The 20264-nt window shown below is 51.5% G+C and carries 16 protein-coding genes; 7 read left to right on the forward strand and 9 right to left on the reverse strand.

The window, feature by feature from the left end; genetic code table 11:
- Positions 1-160: 160 nt before the first annotated feature.
- Positions 161-784 (reverse strand): 3'-5' exonuclease, encoded by a 624-nt coding sequence (locus tag AACQ93_RS01075; protein ID WP_064601618.1) that lies wholly within the window; start codon positions 782-784, stop codon positions 161-163.
- A 39-nt stretch (positions 785-823) separates the two neighbouring features.
- Positions 824-2638 (reverse strand): DUF294 nucleotidyltransferase-like domain-containing protein, encoded by a 1815-nt coding sequence (locus AACQ93_RS01080; RefSeq protein WP_064601619.1) that lies wholly within the window; start codon positions 2636-2638, stop codon positions 824-826.
- 264 nt (positions 2639-2902) lie between these two features.
- Here AACQ93_RS01080 and AACQ93_RS01085 point away from each other — a divergent pair, with 264 nt between their 5' ends.
- Entirely contained in the window at positions 2903-4066 is a 1164-nt protein-coding gene (locus AACQ93_RS01085; RefSeq protein WP_064601620.1) for a 3-phenylpropionate MFS transporter, read from the forward strand.
- A 172-nt stretch (positions 4067-4238) separates the two neighbouring features.
- Positions 4239-7727: a PAS domain-containing hybrid sensor histidine kinase/response regulator gene (locus AACQ93_RS01090; protein ID WP_064601621.1), complete on the forward strand. Its 3489-nt coding sequence runs from the start codon at positions 4239-4241 to the stop codon at positions 7725-7727.
- A gap of 76 nt (positions 7728-7803) precedes the next feature.
- Here AACQ93_RS01090 and flhA read toward each other — a convergent pair whose 3' ends face one another.
- Genes flhA through AACQ93_RS01125 form a run of 7 tightly spaced genes read right to left on the reverse strand, consistent with a single transcriptional unit; the run spans position 7804 to position 14089 of the window.
- On the reverse strand, positions 7804-9903 hold the full coding sequence (flhA, locus tag AACQ93_RS01095) for a flagellar biosynthesis protein FlhA (protein WP_064601622.1): 2100 nt from the start codon (positions 9901-9903) through the stop codon (positions 7804-7806).
- A 15-nt stretch (positions 9904-9918) separates the two neighbouring features.
- Entirely contained in the window at positions 9919-11046 is a 1128-nt protein-coding gene (gene flhB / locus AACQ93_RS01100; RefSeq protein WP_064601623.1) for a flagellar biosynthesis protein FlhB, read from the reverse strand.
- Positions 11046-11819, reverse strand: a complete 774-nt coding sequence (gene fliR / locus AACQ93_RS01105; RefSeq protein WP_064601624.1) for a flagellar biosynthetic protein FliR — start codon at positions 11817-11819, stop codon at positions 11046-11048. Before fliR ends, flhB begins: the two co-directional genes overlap by 1 nt.
- A 7-nt stretch (positions 11820-11826) precedes the next feature.
- Positions 11827-12096 (reverse strand): flagellar biosynthetic protein FliQ, encoded by a 270-nt coding sequence (locus AACQ93_RS01110; protein WP_007462886.1) that lies wholly within the window; start codon positions 12094-12096, stop codon positions 11827-11829.
- Between the two features lie 3 nt (positions 12097-12099).
- Positions 12100-12828, reverse strand: coding sequence for a flagellar type III secretion system pore protein FliP (gene fliP / locus AACQ93_RS01115; RefSeq protein WP_064601625.1), 729 nt, complete (start codon positions 12826-12828; stop codon positions 12100-12102).
- A complete protein-coding gene (fliN, locus tag AACQ93_RS01120) occupies positions 12828-13184 on the reverse strand; it encodes a flagellar motor switch protein FliN (protein WP_064601626.1) in 357 nt (118 codons plus the stop codon). Before fliN ends, fliP begins: the two co-directional genes overlap by 1 nt.
- Before the next feature lie 11 nt (positions 13185-13195).
- A complete protein-coding gene (locus tag AACQ93_RS01125; RefSeq protein ID WP_064601627.1) occupies positions 13196-14089 on the reverse strand; it encodes a flagellar motor switch protein FliM in 894 nt (297 codons plus the stop codon).
- 799 nt (positions 14090-14888) lie between these two features.
- Here AACQ93_RS01125 and AACQ93_RS01130 point away from each other — a divergent pair.
- From AACQ93_RS01130 to fliG, 5 genes are read left to right on the forward strand one after another with little or no spacing between them, the layout of a single operon-like run.
- A complete protein-coding gene (locus tag AACQ93_RS01130) occupies positions 14889-15758 on the forward strand; it encodes an OmpA family protein (RefSeq protein WP_232323263.1) in 870 nt (289 codons plus the stop codon).
- Positions 15759-15785: 27 nt separating this feature from the next.
- Positions 15786-17186, forward strand: a complete 1401-nt coding sequence (locus AACQ93_RS01135; RefSeq protein ID WP_064606436.1) for a sigma-54 dependent transcriptional regulator — start codon at positions 15786-15788, stop codon at positions 17184-17186.
- Positions 17187-17214: 28 nt separating this feature from the next.
- Entirely contained in the window at positions 17215-17559 is a 345-nt protein-coding gene (gene fliE, locus AACQ93_RS01140; RefSeq protein WP_064601629.1) for a flagellar hook-basal body complex protein FliE, read from the forward strand.
- A gap of 13 nt (positions 17560-17572) precedes the next feature.
- On the forward strand, positions 17573-19276 hold the full coding sequence (gene fliF, locus AACQ93_RS01145; RefSeq protein ID WP_064601630.1) for a flagellar basal-body MS-ring/collar protein FliF: 1704 nt from the start codon (positions 17573-17575) through the stop codon (positions 19274-19276).
- A complete protein-coding gene (gene fliG, locus AACQ93_RS01150) occupies positions 19257-20264 on the forward strand; it encodes a flagellar motor switch protein FliG (protein WP_064601631.1) in 1008 nt (335 codons plus the stop codon). Before fliF ends, fliG begins: the two co-directional genes overlap by 20 nt.

A 20264-nucleotide genomic window follows, 5' to 3' on the forward strand; every position in this document is an offset into this window, starting at 1 on the left:
GGCTGGTTCTTATTGTTTGTATTGTGTGTAATTAATAACTTCTGTCAGATTCCGAATAGTCACAATTAGACTTTAGGATGACTGGGGGAAAACGAAGGGAAAAAGAGCCGTTTTAGTTCAAAAACAGATAAAAAAGTTGCCGGTAACCGGCATTTAGAGGTCAGGCACAACGCAGGGGCGGGATGTCCCCGTGTTTGAGGCGGACATAAATCAGCGCGGCGGCAATGGCATCCTGCAGGGCGTCATGGCGTTGTGGTTTGGGGAGTTCAAGGTGGCGGCTGATGGCTTCCAGGCTCAGATCGTAGCAGGCGTTGGGCAGCAATCTTTCCAGTCGCTCATGGTAGAGATGGCTGACTTCCACGGTTTTGTTGGGCAGGGGAAAGCCGAGCAGTCGACGGAAGTAGCGGTCGAGGATCGTCTTGTCATAGCGGATGTGATAACCAACCAACGGGCGGTTGCCGATAAAGGACAAAAGAGATAACAGAGCTTGTTGTTCATCCACCCCCTCACTGAGATCCTGATGACGAAAGCCGTGTATGGCGATGGAATCGGCATTGAGGCTGCCGGGCGCTTGTAAGATCAGTCTTAGTGACTGGCTGGTTATAATACGGTTGGCCTTGATCTGGGTGGCGGCAATGGTTACCAGTTCGGCAGAGTGAGGGTCGAGGCTGGTGGTTTCGCAGTCGAGTGAAACCAGCTCATCGCCCCGGTAGCGTTCAAACAGAAATTGGTATGGGCTGTTTGCCAATTTTTGCAGATACCACCATCGTCGTAAGCTGTTCATGGTTGTTTCCTCTTTTATTATGTCTCTCGCTTTTTGTTTTTAATCTCGGATTTGGTAGTGGTAACCGAGCCACTCTTTAAATTTCTTGACGACATGCAGGCTGTGGCGGAGCAGGTCGCGTTCGGAGCGGTTGAGCTGGCTGATATCCAGATGGTGTTGCAGCCCGTGGTCCGGGTGACTCAACTGCTGCCGCAGGCGGAGCTTGATAAAGAGTTTCAGAGCTTCACTCAGATTGGATGAGGTGGAAGGCTCTAGTACGCTGTGCTTTTCCAGCTGTTCAATCCGTCGGAAGGTATTGTTGTCAGCGATGTTATGTTCAAGGGTCAGGGCGCGAATACCGTGAACTATCGGAAAGATCCCGCCACGCTTGATATCCAGCCCTTCTTTGCCGGATTTGAGGTTGCCGAACAGGGTCAGCGGGACACTGAAGGTCAGGGCCGGGCGGGTGAAGGTCGCCAGGAGTAATTCCTGCTGGACAAATTGTTGGCGGAGGTGGCCAAGTACCGGTTTCAGCAGTTCGGTGTTACCGGCAACGGCATGGCTGTCGGCCATAATCGCCAGCTCCATCATGGTTTCACCGTTACCTGTCTGAGTAGCATTGCTGATGGTTTGTAACCACTCACTTTGATGTTTGACCCACTTGGGGTTGCTGACCATCACTTTACCGGGGCAGCTCGGGTAGCCGAGCTGGAGCAGGGTGTGGCTGAACTCTTCCATTACTTGCTGACAGTCGGGCCAGTCGATGCCGTCTTTAATAATCAGGGCATTGTCCTGATCGGTTTTGAGAATTTGCTCTCCCCGTCCTTCCGAACCCATTACCACCAGGCAGCAATAATCATGCATAGAGTGAGGAACCTCTAACCGAAAGGCTTTTTCGATAATTTGCTCGTTGACGGTGGCGATCAGCTCCGTCACAAATTGGGTATGGATGCCGTTGTTAAATAAGGTCTCGACCAGTCGGTTTTGCCCTCGGGCCGCTAAGGCCAGCTCTTCAACGGTTTCTGCCCTGGCGATCTGTAGGGTCAGGACGTGGGAGTGGGTGGAAAACAGGCTCAGTACCTGGGGCAGATCCAACATCCCGATAACCGCATTGCCATCTAAAACCGAAACCCGTTTAACTTTGTGGCGGGTCATCGCCAACATGGCGTTAAACAGGAAGTCGCCTTTGCGGACACTGATTACTGGTGTGGCGGCTATCTGGCTGACCGATGTTGCTGGCAGACAAGCTTCAAGCATAACGGCATGGAGCAGGTCGGTACGGGTGACGATGCCATATTGGTTTGCTCTATTTTCTGCAGTATCGAGTTTGACCAGGGCAGCATCAGTTCCTTTGTTTTGCATCTGCTTAGTGATGGTACACAGGTCAGTGTCTGCCGGGACAATCAGGCAAGGCTGGATATTGTCATCACTGACTTTGGTCAGGATAAATTCAGCCAAACTTTGTTGCTGATGGGCATCTTCAAGCAGTTGTCGGCGTCGGGCTAGGTTGTTGTCGAAGTAGGCGGCAAACTCGCCGTTGGCCTGATAAAGGTCGGTAAAGACTTCCCGTGGCAGCAGGTAACATAGGGTGTCTTCCAGCGCGGTATAGCGGTGTCGGCTGCGTTGTTCCAGTTGGGCCCGGACATCAAACATGTCATCGGCAGAGTAGTGGGCGAAGATTTCCTGACTGTCTGTGGCTGTTTCCTCGACATAGCCTTTAATAATAATGAAGAGGTGAGGGCTTGGCTCTCCGGCTTCAATAATGATCTCGCCGCCACGGAAATAACCGATATCCAGTGATTGTTGCAGGGTGCGTTGCTGATCTTCCAGTAGTCGGTCAAACGGTGGCAGTGAGGTATCGAATGTATCAGGCATGGCAACCCTCCAGTAGGTTTGGATACGGCTGACAGATCGTGTACTTAGTACCTGTTTGAAAGTATCTGAGTACCGTATCTATGTTGGCAGTGTCGCCCAGGAATGCCCTCGGCTCCAGCCGACTTTAGTCTAGCTGTGAACCGGAATTCGTCTTCTGTTTGAAAAAGGGGAAGGGATTTTGTCTGATAATTTCGTTTGGGTGGGAAGGCAGAATATGCATAATAGGCGCTCAATTTATTCTTCACTCTGCATATAGGACTTGGCATGTTTCGAAGTAGTCCCTATGGATGGACCTCGCAGTATCTGCTCGGTTTTTTCTTTAACTATGGTGTTTACCTTCCTTTTTGGGCGTTATGGTTTGCCCATCTAGGAGTCAGTGCCTCCAATATCGGCCTGTTGCTGGGCCTTGGGCTGGGGGTTCGCTGTTTTGCGAACCTGGTGATCACACCACGCATTCACAAAGCTGAGCATCTGATCCCGGCGCTGCGTTGGCTGGCGCTTGCCTCTCTTATTAGCTGTATTGTCTTTATATACTGCGGTAGCAGCTTATGGGCGCTGACGGCAGTGACTGTTATTTTCAACCTGCTGGTGGGGCCGATTGTTCCATTGTCTGATGCTCTGGCAAACCACTATGCTAATGACGGCCACTTAGACTATGGTCGTACCCGCCTGTGGGGCTCGATTGCCTTTATTGCCGGTTCAACAGTGGTTGGGATGCTGGCGGCGAAATATGATCCGAGCATTATCCCTTGGGTTGCGGTTGCCGGCCTTGTGGCGACCTTGTTATTCGCGATGCGTCGCCCGACGGTGGAGCCTAAATCGGATGATAGCCATAACGAAGCCCGTCCGGCACTGCTGAAAATGATGCGTGACAGCCAGGTTGTTCTGTTCCTGGTGATAGTTGCTTTATTGCAGGGCAGCCACGCCGCTTACTACAGCTTCAGTGCGATTTACTGGAAAGAGGTTGGTTACAGCGAAGCGGTGATCGGTTACCTGTGGAGCTTCAGTGTGGTTGCGGAAGTAGCGGTGTTTGCGTTCAGTAAGCGTATTTTTGCTGGTTGGAGCGTATCGGCTATGTTCCGCCTGGCGGCAGTGGGTGTTCTGCTGCGCTGGGGTATTACTGCAAGTATGACTGAGCTGCCGGTACTAGTTGTATCTCAGGCCCTTCACGGTGTGACATTTGCTGCGGCTCACCTGGCGGCGATCCGTTATATCCAGAATGCCAAGAGCAATCAGGTGGTGGCATTGCAGGCACTTTACAATGCGTTGCCGCTGGGTGCCTTCATGGCGCTGATGACCGCGGTGAGCGGTTGGCTGTATGGCATCTGGGGCGCAGATATGTTCTGGCTGATGGCTGCGATGGGGGCGCCAGTGCTGTTTATGAAGCTTGAGCCGCAACGAGAGTCGTATGCAGCAGCAAGCTGCTAAATTTATTCATTAATTTACGGAGCGAGACCGGCGACACTGTGTCCTGACCGGAACTGTGATCCCCCTGATTGAGCTAGCGGATGAATATTCGCTACTATGCTTAAACCAGAGTAAATTCATCAGATAATTTGCCCTTCGGTATTTCGCATTTTCAATCAGTCAGGGAACGCACATGGCACAGGGATGGATTGTCGTGCCGGTCTCGCTTACTTATCTGGGGCTGCTGTTTTTAATTGCCTGGTACGGCGATCGGAAACCGCAGTGGATGGCAGGTTTGCGGCCGTGGATTTATAGCCTTTCAATTGCAGTTTACTGCACCTCATGGACCTTTTATGGCACGGTCGGACAGGCTAGCCAGAATGTCTGGTCCTTTTTACCTATCTATTTAGCACCGATCCTGGTGTTTACCGTCGGCTGGCGGATCCTGGCGCGTCTGATCCTGATTGCCAAACGGGAACATATCACTTCTATTGCCGACTTTATTGCTGCCCGTTACGGCAAATCGCAGGGGCTGGCAGTGTTGGTGACCGTTATTGCTGTCGTCGGTATTCTGCCCTATATCTCTCTGCAGCTTAGAGCGATTACGATGGGGCTGGAGCTGGTGGCTCCGGATTTAGGGAAAGTTCAGGATCTTGGTAACAGTGATATCGCCTGGCTGGTGACTTTGGCGCTGGCAGTGTTTACCGTGTTGTTCGGAACCCGGCATATTGATACCACTGAGCATCATCGCGGGATGATGATGGCTGTGGCTTTTGAATCGTTGGTTAAGCTGGCGGCGTTTCTGGTTGTCGGCGTCTTTGTTTGCGGTGTGTTGTTTGAACTGCCGGATATCAAGTTGTTGCAACAGGCTTACCTGTTGCCCCATTCACCGAATATGGCCAGCCTGTTGATCCATACTTTGCTGACCATGGCGGCCATTATCTGTCTGCCCCGCCAGTTCCATACTACTGTGGTCGAAAATAACCGTGCCCAGGATTTGCATACTGCCCGGAAGGTTTTTCCGGTTTACCTGCTGTTGATGGGGCTGTTTGTTGTTCCGTTGGCGCTTGCCGGTCAGGTGTTGTTGCCACATATCGCAGCCGATACTTATGTGATCAGTCTGCCCCTTCAACAAGGAGCTGACAGTATTGCTTTGTTGGCTTTTCTCGGTGGGACATCGGCTGCCAGCGGGATGGTGATTGTGTCTACTATTGCGCTGGCGATCATGGCGTCTAATGATTTGGTCCTGCCTTTGTTATTGCGTCGTTTGCGGATTTCGGGACAGGATTTCGGTGCCTTTTCCGGCCTGTTACTCAATGTCCGTCGGGGGCTGATAGTTGTGCTGCTGTTGGCGGCGCTTTTCTTTCATCTGGCATTAGATGAGATTGAGTCACTGTCTGCCATAGGGCTGTTGTCGTTTGCGGCCATTGCCCAGTTTGCTCCGCCGCTGCTGGGGGGATTGTACTGGCGCGACGGGAACCGTAACGGGGTGTTTGCCGGTTTGGCCGGTGGTTCGGCTGTTTGGGTGATCACCATGATGGGGCAGACCAACATGTTGGCTGGAACCGCAGACAACAACCTGTTGCTGTGGTTGCTGGCGCCGCCACAGTGGCCATTGCTCGGTGAGCTTTCCTCTGTTGACTGGGGAATGCTGCTCAGTCTGAGTGTCAATGTTTCTCTGTATATGCTGGTGTCTTTGGCTTCCCGTACTTCTCTGAGCGAGCGTTTGCAGGCCGCGGCCTTTGTTGGTGCGCCGTTACCGGAAACGGAAGATGTCAGCCTATATCAGACCCGGGTGACGGTGGGAGAGCTGGAGATGTTGGCTGCCCGGTTTGTCGGGCGAAAACGGGTCAAGAATGCTTTCCGCCAGTATGCCGAACAACATCAGGAGCCGGTGATGGCGCAGATGCAGGCAACGGCTTCGTTGATCCGACATACCGAGCGAGTGCTGGCCGGAGTATTTGGGGCATCGTCTGCCCGTCTGGTTCTGACCTCTGCCTTGCAGGGGCGCAACATGCAACTGGAAGAAGTCGCGACCATTGTCGATGAAGCGTCGGAGCTGTTTGATTTTAGCCGAGGTTTGTTACAGGGAGCGATTGAACATATCAGTCAGGGGATCACCGTGGTTGATAAACAGCTGCGGCTGGTGGCCTGGAACCACCGATATCTGGAAATGTTTTCGTTTCCGCCGGGGCTGATCCAGGTCGGCAGGCCGATTGCTGATGTGATCCGCCACAATGCCCGGCAAGGACTGTGCGGTCCGGGGGATGTAGAAGAGCATGTCGCCAAACGGGTGGCACACCTCAAGCGCGGGACAGCTCATACTTCCGCCCGCACCCGGCCTGACGGTTTGGTGATTGAAGTGCAGGGTAATCCGATGCCCGGTGGCGGTTTTGTGATGAGTTTTACTGACATTACCGCTTTCCGCCAAGCCGAGCAGGCGCTGAAAGAAGCCAATGAACACTTGGAGGAGCGGGTTAGACTACGGACCCGGGAGCTAGAGTCACTGAACCGGCAGTTGGTGGCTGCTACACAGCAGGCAGAGCTGCAAGCCAGTTCGAAAGGCCGGTTTCTGGCGGCTGTGAGCCATGATTTGATGCAGCCGCTCAATGCTGCGCGGCTGTTTTCTTCGTCGCTGACCGAAATGGCCAAAGACAAGGAGACCATTCAGTTGGCCCGTCACATTGAGAGTGCGCTGGGGGCTGCGGAAGATTTGATTGGTGATTTGCTTGATGTTTCACGGCTGGAGTCGGGGAAACTGCAGGTTCATGTGCATCCGTTTCCTGTCAGTGAGGTACTCGACACCCTGAATGCTGAATTCAGCGCGCTGGCACGCCAGCAGGGGATCAATTTTGAGGTAGTCCACAGTGATGCTGTGATTGTCTCTGATCCGAAACTGCTGCGTCGTGCATTGCAAAATTTCCTCACCAATGCGTTTCGTTATAACCCGAACGGCAGGGTAGTGCTGGGCGTGCGTCGGAAACAAAATGACCGGAAAAACCTGTTGCAAAACGTACTGCAAATAGAAGTCTGGGATAACGGCCCCGGCATACCGGAAGAAAAGCAGGCACATATTTTTGAGGAGTTTACCCGGATAGAGCACTCAGGGGCTGATCACGGCCTCGGATTGGGGCTGGCGATAGCTCGCGGGATCAGTCGGGTGTTGGAGCATTCATTATCACTGCGGTCATGGCCGGGGAAAGGGACGGTATTTTCCCTGACGGTTCACCGTGGAGTATTAGTTAAACCGTTACATCAGATCCAGAGCGATGCATCATCGGAAACGGTGGGACAGTCAGCTCCCCTGGCCGGTCTGCGTATTTTGTGTGTCGATAACGAACCGGATATTTTGCTGGGAATGGAAAACCTGCTGGTTCGCTGGGGTTGTGATGTCCGGCTGGCAGAAACGGTGGCCGAAGCCATGGCACAGTTAACTGACGACTGGCAGCCTGATGTTGTGCTCAGCGATTATCATCTGGCGCATAACCAGACCGGGTTGCAGGTGTTGCAGCAATGCACTTTGCAGTTAGGTAACGTTTTCCGGGGTGCGGTGATCAGTGCCGACCGGACGGCAGAAACTCAGCAGGCGGTGAAAGCTCATGGATTTAAATTTATCAGCAAGCCGGTCAAGCCGCTAAAGCTGAGGGCGTTTTTGAATCAGCAGATCCGTGAAACCGGTTAGGCTTAATATTTGTTGGTTTCCATAAAGAATACGCCGGCAGTTGCCGGCGTATTGATAAGGTTTACTTGTCCGGGAATTATCCCATGTTCCCGACCACGGACACGCTCTTGTCATCCGGGATCTCATTGAACGACAGTACATGCAGGCCGCGGGCACAGACCCTCGCATAGCGGGCCAGTAGCGGGCGAAGCTGAGGCAGTACCAGTAGAATCGGCGGATGGCCGTGCAGGCGCATGTTATCCAGCACTTCCGGCAGGGTGCGCTGAAGCTTTTCGATAACTGTCGGCTCTAGGGCAAAACCATCGAGTTGGACATGACCGCCGGACTGGGCCTGGCTTAGGGCACCGAGCAGAACATTTTCCAGTTCACTTGACAGGGTGACCGCTGGTACATCCGGGCGCATGCCGATCAGGCTGCCCAAAATTACCCGGCGTAGAACGCAACGGACATCCGCGGCCAGCAGGATCGGATCCTGCGACAGTTCTGCCGATTCGACCAGTGAGTTGGAAATGGTCACGATGTCAGACAGGGATACGCCTTCAATCGCCAGTTGGCGGAATACCCGTAGCAGTTGCTGTGGCGTCAGTTTCTTTTGCAGATCTTCAGCCAGCTTGCTGTTGATGGTTGCCAGGCGATCGATTACGCCGGAGATTTCTTCCGGACTCAGGATATCTTCGATATGGTCATTGATAATCTTACTGACATGGGTCGAGATGATGGTTGCGTGATCCACCACGGTATAGCCCAGGTTTACGGCTTTGTCCTTGTCTGACGGTGTGATCCAGACTGCTTCCATCCCATAGGCCGGATCTTTGGTCAGGATACCATCGACGTTTCCATAGACCTGACCAGGGTTAATCGCCAGTAAGTGATCCATTTCCAGTTCAGCCTGGACGACTTTGGCTCCACGGATCAGGATTTGGTACTGGCTGGCTTCCAGCCCCAAATCGTCTTTAACGTGAATTTGCGGGATCACGAAACCACGCTGTTCGGTCAGGGTCTTGCGGATACCCACCAGGCGGTTAAGCAGTTCTGCGCCCTGGCGGCGGTCGATCAGGTTCACCAGACGGAAACCGACATTCAGGCTCATGGCATGAACCAGCGGGATGTCTCCGACAACCAGCTCTTTGTTTTCCGGCTGGTCATGCTGTTCCACAATCTGTTCGGCACGTTCGAGATCTTCCTGTTTGGTCGGATTCTCGTAATTGCGCATCCGCCATGCCGTCAGGCCAACCACACCGGCAAAACACAGGAACGCCATGTGCGGCATGCCCGGGATCAGGCCCAGAATCAGCATGATTCCGGCAACCACAAACAGGGCCGTCGGTGAAGCCAGCATTTGCCTGCTGATTTGTTTGGACAGGTTGTCGCTGTCAGCGACACGGGTCACGATGATAGCAGCAGAGGTCGCCAGCAACAGTGAAGGGATCTGGGCTACCAGGCCGTCACCGATAGTCAGTAGGGCGTAAGTCTGAAATGCATCAGAGAATGACAGGCCGTACTGGAATACACCGATGCTGATACCACCGATGATGTTGATGAACAGGATCAGCATACCCGCCACGGCATCACCGCGGACGAACTTCGAGGCACCGTCCATCGAACCGTAGAAATCGGCCTCACGGGCAACTTCTTCACGGCGGGTCTTGGCCTGTATATGGTCGATGATACCGGCGTTCAGGTCGGCATCGATAGCCATCTGTTTACCTGGCATCGCATCAAGAGTGAAGCGGGCGCTTACTTCCGATATACGCTCACCACCTTTGGTAACCACGACGAAGTTGATGATCATCAGGATCACGAACACCACCATACCGACGACGTAGTTACCGCCGATCACCACATCACCGAAGGCTTCGATTACCTTACCGGCTGCGGCTCCGCCGTCATGACCGTTGAGCAATACTACTCGGGTTGAGGCGACGTTCAGCGCCAGACGCAACAGGGTCGCAACCAGCAGGATGCTCGGGAATACCGAGAAATCGAGCGGGCGTTTGCTGTAAACACTGACCAGCATTACCAGCAGCGCCAGGACGATATTGAAGGTGAACAGCATATCCAGCACCATCGGTGGGATAGGCAGGATCACCATAGCCAGTATCGTCATCAGGAGCAGCGGGATACCAAGTTGTCCCTTGGCGAGTAGCTGCAGTAACGGGGTGAGTTTATGTTTCATCTAGCTCAGTTCCTGTTAGCGACGTAATTCTTGTGGAATCGTAACTTGCGGGAATTCAGGTTTGTGTTCCTGACGTCCCTGTTTGTATTGCTCCATCTGGAAGACAAATGTCAGTACGTGGGCGACGGCCACGTACAGCGGAGCTGGAATTTCCTGCCACTCGTTGGTTGAGTAATACACCGCACGGGTCAGTGGCGGGATTTCGACCACCGGGCGGTTATGCTGGCGGGCAATCTGCTGCATTTGCAACGCTGCCTGATCCACTGCTTTGGCGATAACAAACGGTGCACCAGCCTTATCTAAATCATATTTCAGGGCGACGGCGTAGTGAGTCGGGTTGGTGATAACGACATCGGCCTGTGGGACGGATTTCATCATCTGCCGCTGTGACATCTGACGTTGCAGCTGGCGGATCTTAGCTTTAACTTCCGGCTTACCTTCGTTGTTTTTATGTTCTTCTTTTACCTCTTGTTTGGTCATCTTCAGCTGTTTGGTGTACTCCCAGCCGGCGTAAGGCATTTCGAGCACAGCAATCAGCAGCAGCGCCAGGCCAAAGCTGAACAGGCCCAGCCACAGCAGGTCAATGGTCTGCAGGATAGCCTCCGGCAGCGGCAGGCGCTGGAGTGTGACTATTTGTGTCAGGTGGCTGTTGAGCAACCAGTACAAGGTGCCGCTGATCAGCGTTACCTTCAGAATACTTTTCACCAGCTCGGCCAGTGACTTGGTCGAGAACATCCGCTTGATACCCGAAATCGGATTCAGCTTGGAAAACTTCGGTTGGGCTGATTTAACCGACATATTCCAGCCACCGCGGAGCAGGTTTGCCAGCACGGTAATAAACATCAGCATGCCCAGCATTGGGCCGATGGCCTTGACCATGGCGATCAGGCTTTCCGACAGATGTTTGAACATGTACTCGGTTTCAAAAGCCGCTTCTTTCGGCAATGCCATGTTGAGGTTAGTGACTACTTTGAACATTTCGGCCATCGAGCCTGCAAAGCCGGTCAGCAATAGGGCGGCACCCACAGTCATCAGTGCGGTGACCAGCTCTTTTGAGCGGGGGAGGTTACCTTCCTCTCTGGCCTTGCGCAGTTTCTGCTGACTGGGCTGTTCCGTTTTGTCCTGACTGCTGTTATCACTCATCAGCGCGCCTCCATATTGGCCATCAGCTGCAGGGTTTCACTGCAGAGACGGGTGAAGTTCTCCGGAATACCTGAGGTTGTGATCAGCAGGCAGATCAGACCAAGCATCATGGTCATCGGAAAACCGAGGGCAAAGACGTTCAATTGCGGTGCTGCCCGGTTCATCATGCCGAATGAGCCGTTAACCAGCAGCATGGCACATACCGCCGGCAGTGCCAGTAACAGAGCTGCTGCCATCATCCAGCCGAAACGCATAATGACGCTGTAGAGTGCATCCTGGCTCGGCATGTCACCAACCGGCCAGACTTCGAAACTGCGGACAATGACATCCAGTGCGATTAAATGACCGTCCAGAGCCAGAAACAGCAGTAGGGTATAAACCTGGTAATACTTACCCAGTGCCGGGATGCTGACGCCGTTGATTGGGTCGTTCATCATTGCCATACCCAGACCCATTTGCATTGACAGGATCTGGCCCATGGTAGTAAAGACCGCAAACAGCAGTTCCAGCATCAGTCCCATTAGGCCGCCGATCACCATCTGTTGGGCGGCCAGTAGCAGAGCTTCAAGGGAAAGTGGGTCGACACTTGGCATTGCTGGCATCAACGGTGCCGCAAGGATGCTGATCATGAATGCCAGGCCGATACGTACCCGTACAGGGACGCCGTTGCCGCCAAAAATCGGCATCAGCATCATGGCAGCACTGAGGCGGAAGAAAGGCCACCAGATCTGTCCAAGCCATGCCGTTAACTGAGCGGCTGAAATGTCTAGCATGGCGTCGTCAGCCGATCAGGTGCGGGATGTTGAGGAATAAGCGGTTGAACAGATCACCCAGCGTACGTAGCAGCCACGGACCGGCAAAGCCTAGCATCGCCAGTGTCATCAACAGACGTGGCAGGAAGCTGAGCGTTTGCTCGTTGATTTGGGTCGCAGCCTGAAAAATACTGACAAGCAGGCCGATAATCAGGCTGGGGATGATCATCACACAGACCATACTGACGATAATCATCAATGCCTCGCCGAAAAATGTAGCGAGAAATTCTGTTCCCATACTCTATCCGAAACTTGCGCTTAGTGTGCCAACGGTCATAGACCAGCCATCCACCATGACGAAAATCATTAGCTTGAACGGCAGCGAAATAATCAGGGGTGAAAGCATCATCATACCCATCGCCATCAGAACACTGGCGACCACGATATCGATGATCAAAAACGGGATAAACAGCATGAAGCCGATTTGAAACGCGGTTTTCAGCTCGCTGAGAATGAAGGCTGGCATCACAATCAGAAAGTCGAGCTCTTCCATGTTATTCGGCGCCGGTTCATTGGCAATACGCAGGATTTGCTCCAGATCCGTCTCACGGGTTTGCTGCAGCATAAAGTGGCGCAATGGTTTTTCAGCTGTATTCAGTGCTTCGACCATGGTCATTGAACCGCTCTGGTAGGGAACAATGGCGTTATCGTAGACTTCATAAAGAACCGGGCGCATGATAAACAGCGACAGGGTCAGGGCTATACCGATGAGTACCCGGTTAGGCGGACTTTGCTGTAGACCCATCGCCTGGCGCAAGATGCCCAGTACGATGATGATCCGGGTAAAACTGGTCACCATCAGCAGCATGGCTGGCAAAAAAGCCAGTGCAGTCATCAGCAGGAAGATTTGCAGCTTCACGCTGTACTCTTCCGCGCCGTTCGGACCATTAATGGTTAGCAGCGGCAGATCCTGTGCCAGCGCAGGAACGCTGAATAACAGGCAGGCCAGTACAACCCAGATGCGACGCATTACTTGGTCAGTCCCTTTAGCATGTCGTTGTCATCAACAACATTTACCAGACGCAGGCCGTATTTGTTGTTCACGATAACCACTTCGGCATGACCCAGTAGCGTACCGTTCACTTTTACGTCCATCGCTTCACCGCTCAGTTTATCAAGCTCGATAACTGTACCCAGTGAAACATTCATTAGATCGCCTACCATCAGTTCGGTACTGGCTACTTCCAGGGTCAGGTTTACCGGAATATTGCGGATAAACGACATGTCCTGTTGAGCGGTTGCATTTGCACTTTGCGGTTCCTGACTCAGGCTACCCAGGTCAAGTTCATCAAGGTCAATATTCAGATCTTCGGTTTGTTCAGACATGGTGGTTCCTGTTACTGTTTAATCACATCTTGAATCTGCAAAACAAGGCTAGAGTTGTTTTCTGCAATACGGGCCTTGAAGAGGGATGTCTTACCTGCGCGCACGGTCACTTCGCCCGGAAGCTCCACAGGAATAACATCACCTGGTTTCAAATCCATCACATCACCCAGCGCCAGACGTCGCTCACACAGGGTGGTCATCAGGCGCATTGGTATATGGCACAGCTTTTCCTGGATTTTGGCCTGAAGTTCAGGGTCGGCTTCAACGTCAGCAGGTTTGCACTGCTGATCGCGCAAAAAATCGAGCCCTCCAAAAGGTAGCGCAATATCAAACCAGCCTTGGTGACCACTGACCTCAAGGGTAAAACGACACACCTGGTAAAGCTGATTATTCTGCATCGGGTTACCCAGGCGCAGGGTGTTCTTTTCTGTCAGAGTGCTTTGCCAGTTTGTGATGCTGTGCCAGCCGTTGGAAAATTGTTCCAGCGCTTGATTGAAGAAAAGCTCAACCAGACGCAGCTCGGTATCACTCATGTCATTCTGGCGGCGTTTATTGTTGCCGCTGCCACCGAAGAACAGATCAACCATGAAGAAAAGCAGGTCGCCATCGATAGAGACAGCACCGTGCAGGTCATGCGGGCTTACCATGAACTCGCGATACAGGCTTGGCTTTTTCAGCTGTTGCAGATAGTCCTGCAGCTTGAGCGTGTCTTGTTGCTCAAAGCGGAATTCTACTGGGTGGCGAAGCAGGTGATGGAAAGACTGGCGAGCCGATCTTTCAAACTGCTTGCAGACATTGTCAATGATGGCTTGAAGGGCGCCAATACGGTGTTCCGGGCTCGCGAGATCAAATGCTCGAACTTCAACCTGATCAAGTTCGGAGATTATTTTGCTCTTTTTCGTCATAACCTATGGCAACCAATGGAATTTGTGTTTTTCGAAAAATGTATTAATTACGTTGAATATTTAAAACTATGAATCAAGATCGCAATAATGCTTTTAATATTTTTATTATTACTGAGCTTAAAGATGCTCATTAATTAAAGAGTAACGGCCAAGTTAATATTTAATTAATAATGGTTATTAAATACTGGAATGGACCTCACACTTATAAAGCACCACTTATTAATATCTTTTGGCCTTATATATAAAGATATTAACAAGAGCGTAAAATATTGATGTTTTGTTCATTTATTGTTCGTTTGTAAACCCAATATTTTCGCGAATTTTGCTTCCTGTCAAATTATTTTTTCCGATATACTAGGCAGTGCACATCACCTTAGAGTGTTTGCACTGTGCTTGTTAGGCGCGGGAGACTACCGTTTGAGCAATGGCTTTGTCAAACAAATATATTATTTGATGCATACGTCAAAATATTACCGTGCGTTATTCTGGTGGTGTTCATTTTATTGACAGTTGACAGATAAACCCGAATGTTTTCTCATTTAGCAAAATAATAAAATAAATATGACGCCCAAACATCGGTTGGATTGATAACCCTCTCATATATATGGAAAACCTGTCGGTGTGACGGATTTAAGGTGTTGTTTCCTTTTGTTTTTCTCTGTGGCTTAACAGTTTTGCAATAGTCAAATATTAGATTGGCCGGAAAATATAAATGATTTTGTCGATGGTAATTCCAGCGACAGGGGGACTTTTACCCTTAATCACCAACGAAACACATACAACGTTATTTAGGCTTGTGATGGTTAGACGAAGTGTTGCTACCTTGTTGATGTTATTGGCTTCAACCCAGGGGTACAGCCGGGAGAATACCCGGATGTCGGCTCTGGATAATAGTCATTGGACATATAAAGGAAATAAAACGATGTGTTCTATTTCGCACGAAATAGAAGATTTTGGTGTAGCTGCAATTATTGCTGAGGCGGGTGAGGAAACTCGTCTGGAAATTAAGTCTAACGAGCTGAAAAAACAAATTGCATATCGTTCTTTGTATGAAATGCCTGCAGTTTGGGCGAATAATGCCACTAAGCTTATCTATGATATTGGGATGATTAATTTTTCTCCACTTACTGGTGAGTTAGTGGTTCACCAGGCCGATGTGGTGTTTGAAAAATTAAAAAATGGAACGTGGGTCAAAGTCCAGCTAAAAGACGAACGTCAAATAACTGACAGTGTCGTTTTACCTAATATTAATTTCCAGGAACCTGCTGAAGATTTTCTGACATGTCGTAATCACCTGCTGCCGGTTAACTATCAGCAGGTCAGAAACAGTGAATTCTATTTCCCATCGGGATCGACCTCGGTATCGAAAGATAGCCTGCGTGCATTGCGTGGTATTGCGGAATACATCAGGGAAACCAAATCAATCAGTAAGATCCTGATTGATGGTCACTCCGATAGCCAGGGGCGGGTCGGTGTGAAGCTCAGAATGTCCCGGGAACGGGCAGAGGAAGTGGCGGCGGCGCTGATTGAGTTCGGCATTCCCCATAAGATGATTCAAATTCGTTCTCATGGCGATCGCTATCCTATCGCTGATAACTCTCTGGAATTGGGACGAAAGAAGAATCGACGGGTAACAGTACGTTTAATTAAAAAGTCTGCGGCAGGTTAGTAAATGAAGAAGAATTGGCAAGTTTTAATGTTTCACCCTTTACACCCTGGTTTAGAACAGGTTCTGTCAGAGGGCGAAGCTAAAGGGTACCAATTAATCCAAACAGCTGATCTGGCTGATTGTCTGACCCTGCTTACCCAGCACCACTGGGATCTGGTTTTGGTACCTGCCTGGTTGCCGGACGGCACCGAGGCTGCTGACCTGATCAAGCTGGTACAACCTCGCTATAAAGGTGAAGTGGTTGTTGTTTCCGAGCTGCAGCATGTTGCCCAGGTAACGCGGGCTTTGCAGCAAGGTGCCATGGATTACCTACTGATCCCGTTCGGTCACATGCACCTGAGCCAGCTGGTTCAGCGTCTTCAGCCTGAGCGGCAGCGTCAGGCAATTGTCGCTGAGTCTCACCAGAGCAAGCAGTTATTCCAGCTGGCACAACGAGTTGCTCAGGCTGATGCTTCTGTACTGATCAACGGTGAGAGCGGTACCGGTAAAGAAGTGCTGGCCCGTTTTATTCATGAATCATCCCCGCGCGCCTCTGGTCCGTTTGTCGCTATTAACTGTGCTGCGATTCCGGAAACCATGATTGAATCGATCCTGTTTGGTCACACCAAAGGTGCGTTTACCGGTGCTACTTCTGCTCAGGCGGGTAAGTTGGAGATTGCCAACGGCGGCACTCTGATGCTGGATGAAATCGGTGAGCTGCCATTGTCACTGCAGACTAAGTTGTTGCGAGTATTGCAGGAACGTGAGGTTGAGCGCTTAGGCAGCCATCAGAAGATTAAACTGGATATCCGGGTTCTGGCGGCAACCAACCGCGACCTGGAAAAGGAAGTTGCCGAAGGCCGTTTCCGTGCTGACTTGTATTACCGCCTGAATGTTTTTCCAATGTACTGCGCAACTCTGAAAGAGCGTCGGGAAGACATCGTTCCTCTGGCACGCCATTTGCTTGCTAGACATATGCCGAATGATCAGTTGGCGACAGAGTTCACAGAGGAAGCTCAGCTGGCACTACGTAGCTATGACTGGCCGGGCAATGTCCGTGAACTGGAAAATGTTATTCAGCGTGCGTTGGTTATGAGCAGAGGCTGTTTAATCCGAGGCGAAGATTTGATGCTGCCGGTACAAGCAAGACAGGAACCGTCTGTTGAGCCGCTTGCTGAGATGAATGTTTTGCCGGTGAGGCAACAGGCTGCCGAAAGTGACGCCAAGCCGAATTTGCAGAAGAGTCGTAAGCTGGCTGAGTTTGACACCATTATTGAAACGCTGCGCCGGTTTAACGGTCACCGCAGCAAAACCGCCGAAGAGTTGGGGGTCTCAACCCGGGCTCTGAGATACAAGATCCAGACAATGCGCGAGCAGGGACTGGATGTTGAAAAAATTATTACTGGGCAAAACACGGATTTTGCTGCAACCAATTTAAATTATTCGTAACTGAACCGTCATTACGCGAGAACCTGATATGCAAGATAAAGTGATGAGCATGCAATTGCCGCTTAGCCAGATGAATGAGATTCAGGCTCAGATGAATACGCTGGAGCCAATGCAGATTGCCCCGAATCCGATGACGGTTAACCAGACAAACCCGGTCAACTTCACGGATGTTATTTCGCAGGCGATCACCAGTGTCGACCAGCAAGGTAAAGAAGCATCAGCCATGATGACTGCGGTTGATACCGGAAAGAGTGATGACTTGGTTGGCGCTATGGTTGCCAGCCAGAAAGCTAGCCTGTCGTTTGCCGCTATGGTGCAGGTGCGTAATAAGCTGCTTACTGCTTATGATGACGTCATGAAAATGCCGGTGTAATGAGACGAATTAAGTGACTGAATTAATTAAACAAAGGCTGGCTGGTATCGCCGGCCCTTCAAGCATAGGGCAGCTGTTTTCCGGTGCCCGACTGATGGTACTGCTGGGGATCATTGCTACTCTAGTTGCTTCTGTGGTGGTGATTGGTCTGTGGCAGGGCAATACCCAGTATCGTCCGCTGTACGGTGAGCATGAAAACTTTGACCGTGCCCAAGTGCTGTCTGTACTTGAGCAGAAAGGGATGGATTTCTACATCGACCCTCAGCAGGGCACCATCATGGTGGATCGTCACAGTTTGGGCCAAGCTCGCATGGCGATGGCTTCGGCAGGTATTGAGGCTCAGTTGCCAACAGGTTTGGAAATTCTGTCGCAGGACTCCAGCCTGGGTACCAGTCAGTTTATTGAGAATGCCCGCTACCGTCACGGCCTTGAAGGCGAACTGGCGCGCAGCATCATGGCACTGGATCCGGTGAGCAATGTTCGAGTTCACTTGGCGATTCCGAAGCAAACTCTGTTTGTTCGCCGCGAGAAAGAGCAACCATCAGCATCGGTTGTGGTCTCGCTGCGTCCGGGGCAGAGCCTGAACACCGAGCAGGTCACTGCTATCGTGAATCTGGTTGCCGGCAGTGTGCCGGACTTAAGTTCAGAGCGCGTTAATGTGATCGATCAGCAGGGTAACCTGTTGTCAGCTGTGATCAATGATGATGGCAAACATGGCCGTAACAGCAGCCGTTACCTGGAATATGTTCAGAAGCTGGAGCGTAGCTATATTGAGCGAGCATCCCGCATGCTGCGTCCGCTGGTCGGCATGGAAAACTTCCAGGTTGAAGTGGCGGCAGATATTAACTTTGACCGTGTTGAAGCGACAGAAGAACTGTACGCGCCGGACGGTACGGTAGCGAATGAATACAGCACTTATGATCGCCGTATCGGCAAGCCTGCTCAGGGTGTACCTGGTGCACTGAGCAACCGTCCGCCGGAGGAAGGTGAAGAGGATGCCGATAAGAACCAGGGTAATGAGCGTGGTGAATCATCTCGTGACTTCGCGATTGATCGTACTTTGAAGCATACCCTGTACCAGCAGGGGCAGATTAAGCGTCTGAGTGTGTCGGTGCTGTTAAATGGTCAGCCGGATGCATTCAGCCAGACACAGTTGCAGGACATTAAGCAGATGCTGGCTGACTCGATTGGTATTGATACAGCCCGGGGCGATAAGTTCAGCGTTGTGGTTTATCCGTTCAATCGTGGTGACGCTAACCTGCTGGCCGATGAGCCATCATGGTGGACGCAGCCAATTTGGCTTGATTACCTGCGTTATCTGTTGTCCGCACTGGTTGCATTGGTGATTCTGCTGGTTGTTGTTCGCCCTGCAATACGTCAGCTGTCTGGCGCTAATAAAGCGAACGAGCTGATGATCCCTGAGGCTGAAAACCTGCCTGAGAAAGAAACGTCAACCGCAGTGGCAACGGTACCTGCTGCCGGTGAAGTTGAGAGTCAGGATACTGAATCTGATGCCGAAGTGGTGGCAACCCAAACTGCAACTCCTGGTTTGAGCTCTGTTGTTTCGAGCGAAGAACTGCCTGAGTTGCCGAGCCCTGAAACGGGTCTTGAAGCGCAGCTGTCTTACCTTCAGATGCTGTCTGAGAAAGAACCAGAGCGTGTTGCTCATGTAGTTAAACAGTGGATTACACCGAAAGATGACGACGACCGAGAATAATCCTGGAATGGAACAGGCTGCTATCCTGCTGTTGAGCATGGGTGAAGAAGCGGCAGCTAATGTGCTCAAACAACTTGATCGTGAGCAGGTGCGTCAGCTGTCAATTGCGATGGCTAATATCCCTGCCGTGAAAAAGACCGAAGCTGAAAATGTTTTTCAACGTTTTTTCAATGACTTCAAGACGGAGTCGGGCATTTCAGGTGCATCTCGTAACTACCTTGAGCGCACCTTGAACAAGGCATTGGGACAGTCTCTGTCCCAGCCTTTGCTGGACTCTATTTACGGCGACTCGCTTAAACATAACTTGCAGCGTCTGCAGTGGCTGGAGCCAGCCAAGCTGGCTGAGCTGATTTCAGGTGAACACCCGCAGATGCAGGCGGTATTCCTGGCTTACCTTGAGCCGGAAGTCGCTACTCAGCTGCTGGCACGTCTGCCGACAGAAAATCTGGATGACTTGCTTTTCCGTTTGGCTAACCTGAAAGAAGTCCACCCGAACATGATCGATGAGGTTCATGTTCTGTTGGAGAAATTCCTTTCTCAGGTGGGGCAGCAGAACAGTACTCTGATCGATGGTACCGAGAAGGCAAGCGAGATCATCAACCGCCTGAACGGCGATCAGAGCCAGCAAGTAATGCTGGGACTGAAAGAACTGGATCCGGAGCTGGTTTCAACGCTGGAAAGCAAGATGTACAACTTCGACATTCTGGTACGCCAGACCGAAGATACGCTGGAGCGTCTGGTCGAGGAAGTCGATCAGGAACTGCTGGCAACTGCACTGAAAGGCAGCGAGCAGGCTTTGCAGGACAAGATTTTTGGCACTATGCCGAAGCGTGCGGCTCAGTACCTGCGCGAAGCAATGGAAGGCAAGGGACGAGTTCGTCTCAGCGCGGTCGAAGAAGCCCGTTCCCAACTTATTACCACGTTGCGTCGGCTTGCTGACGAGGGTGAGATTGAGCTTCAGCTGTTCAGTGAACCGGTTGTGGAGTAG

Origin of the sequence: Photobacterium sp. J15 (genome assembly GCF_963870815.1) — a bacterium.
GTDB classification, from domain to species: Bacteria; Pseudomonadota; Gammaproteobacteria; order Enterobacterales; family Vibrionaceae; genus Photobacterium; species Photobacterium marinum.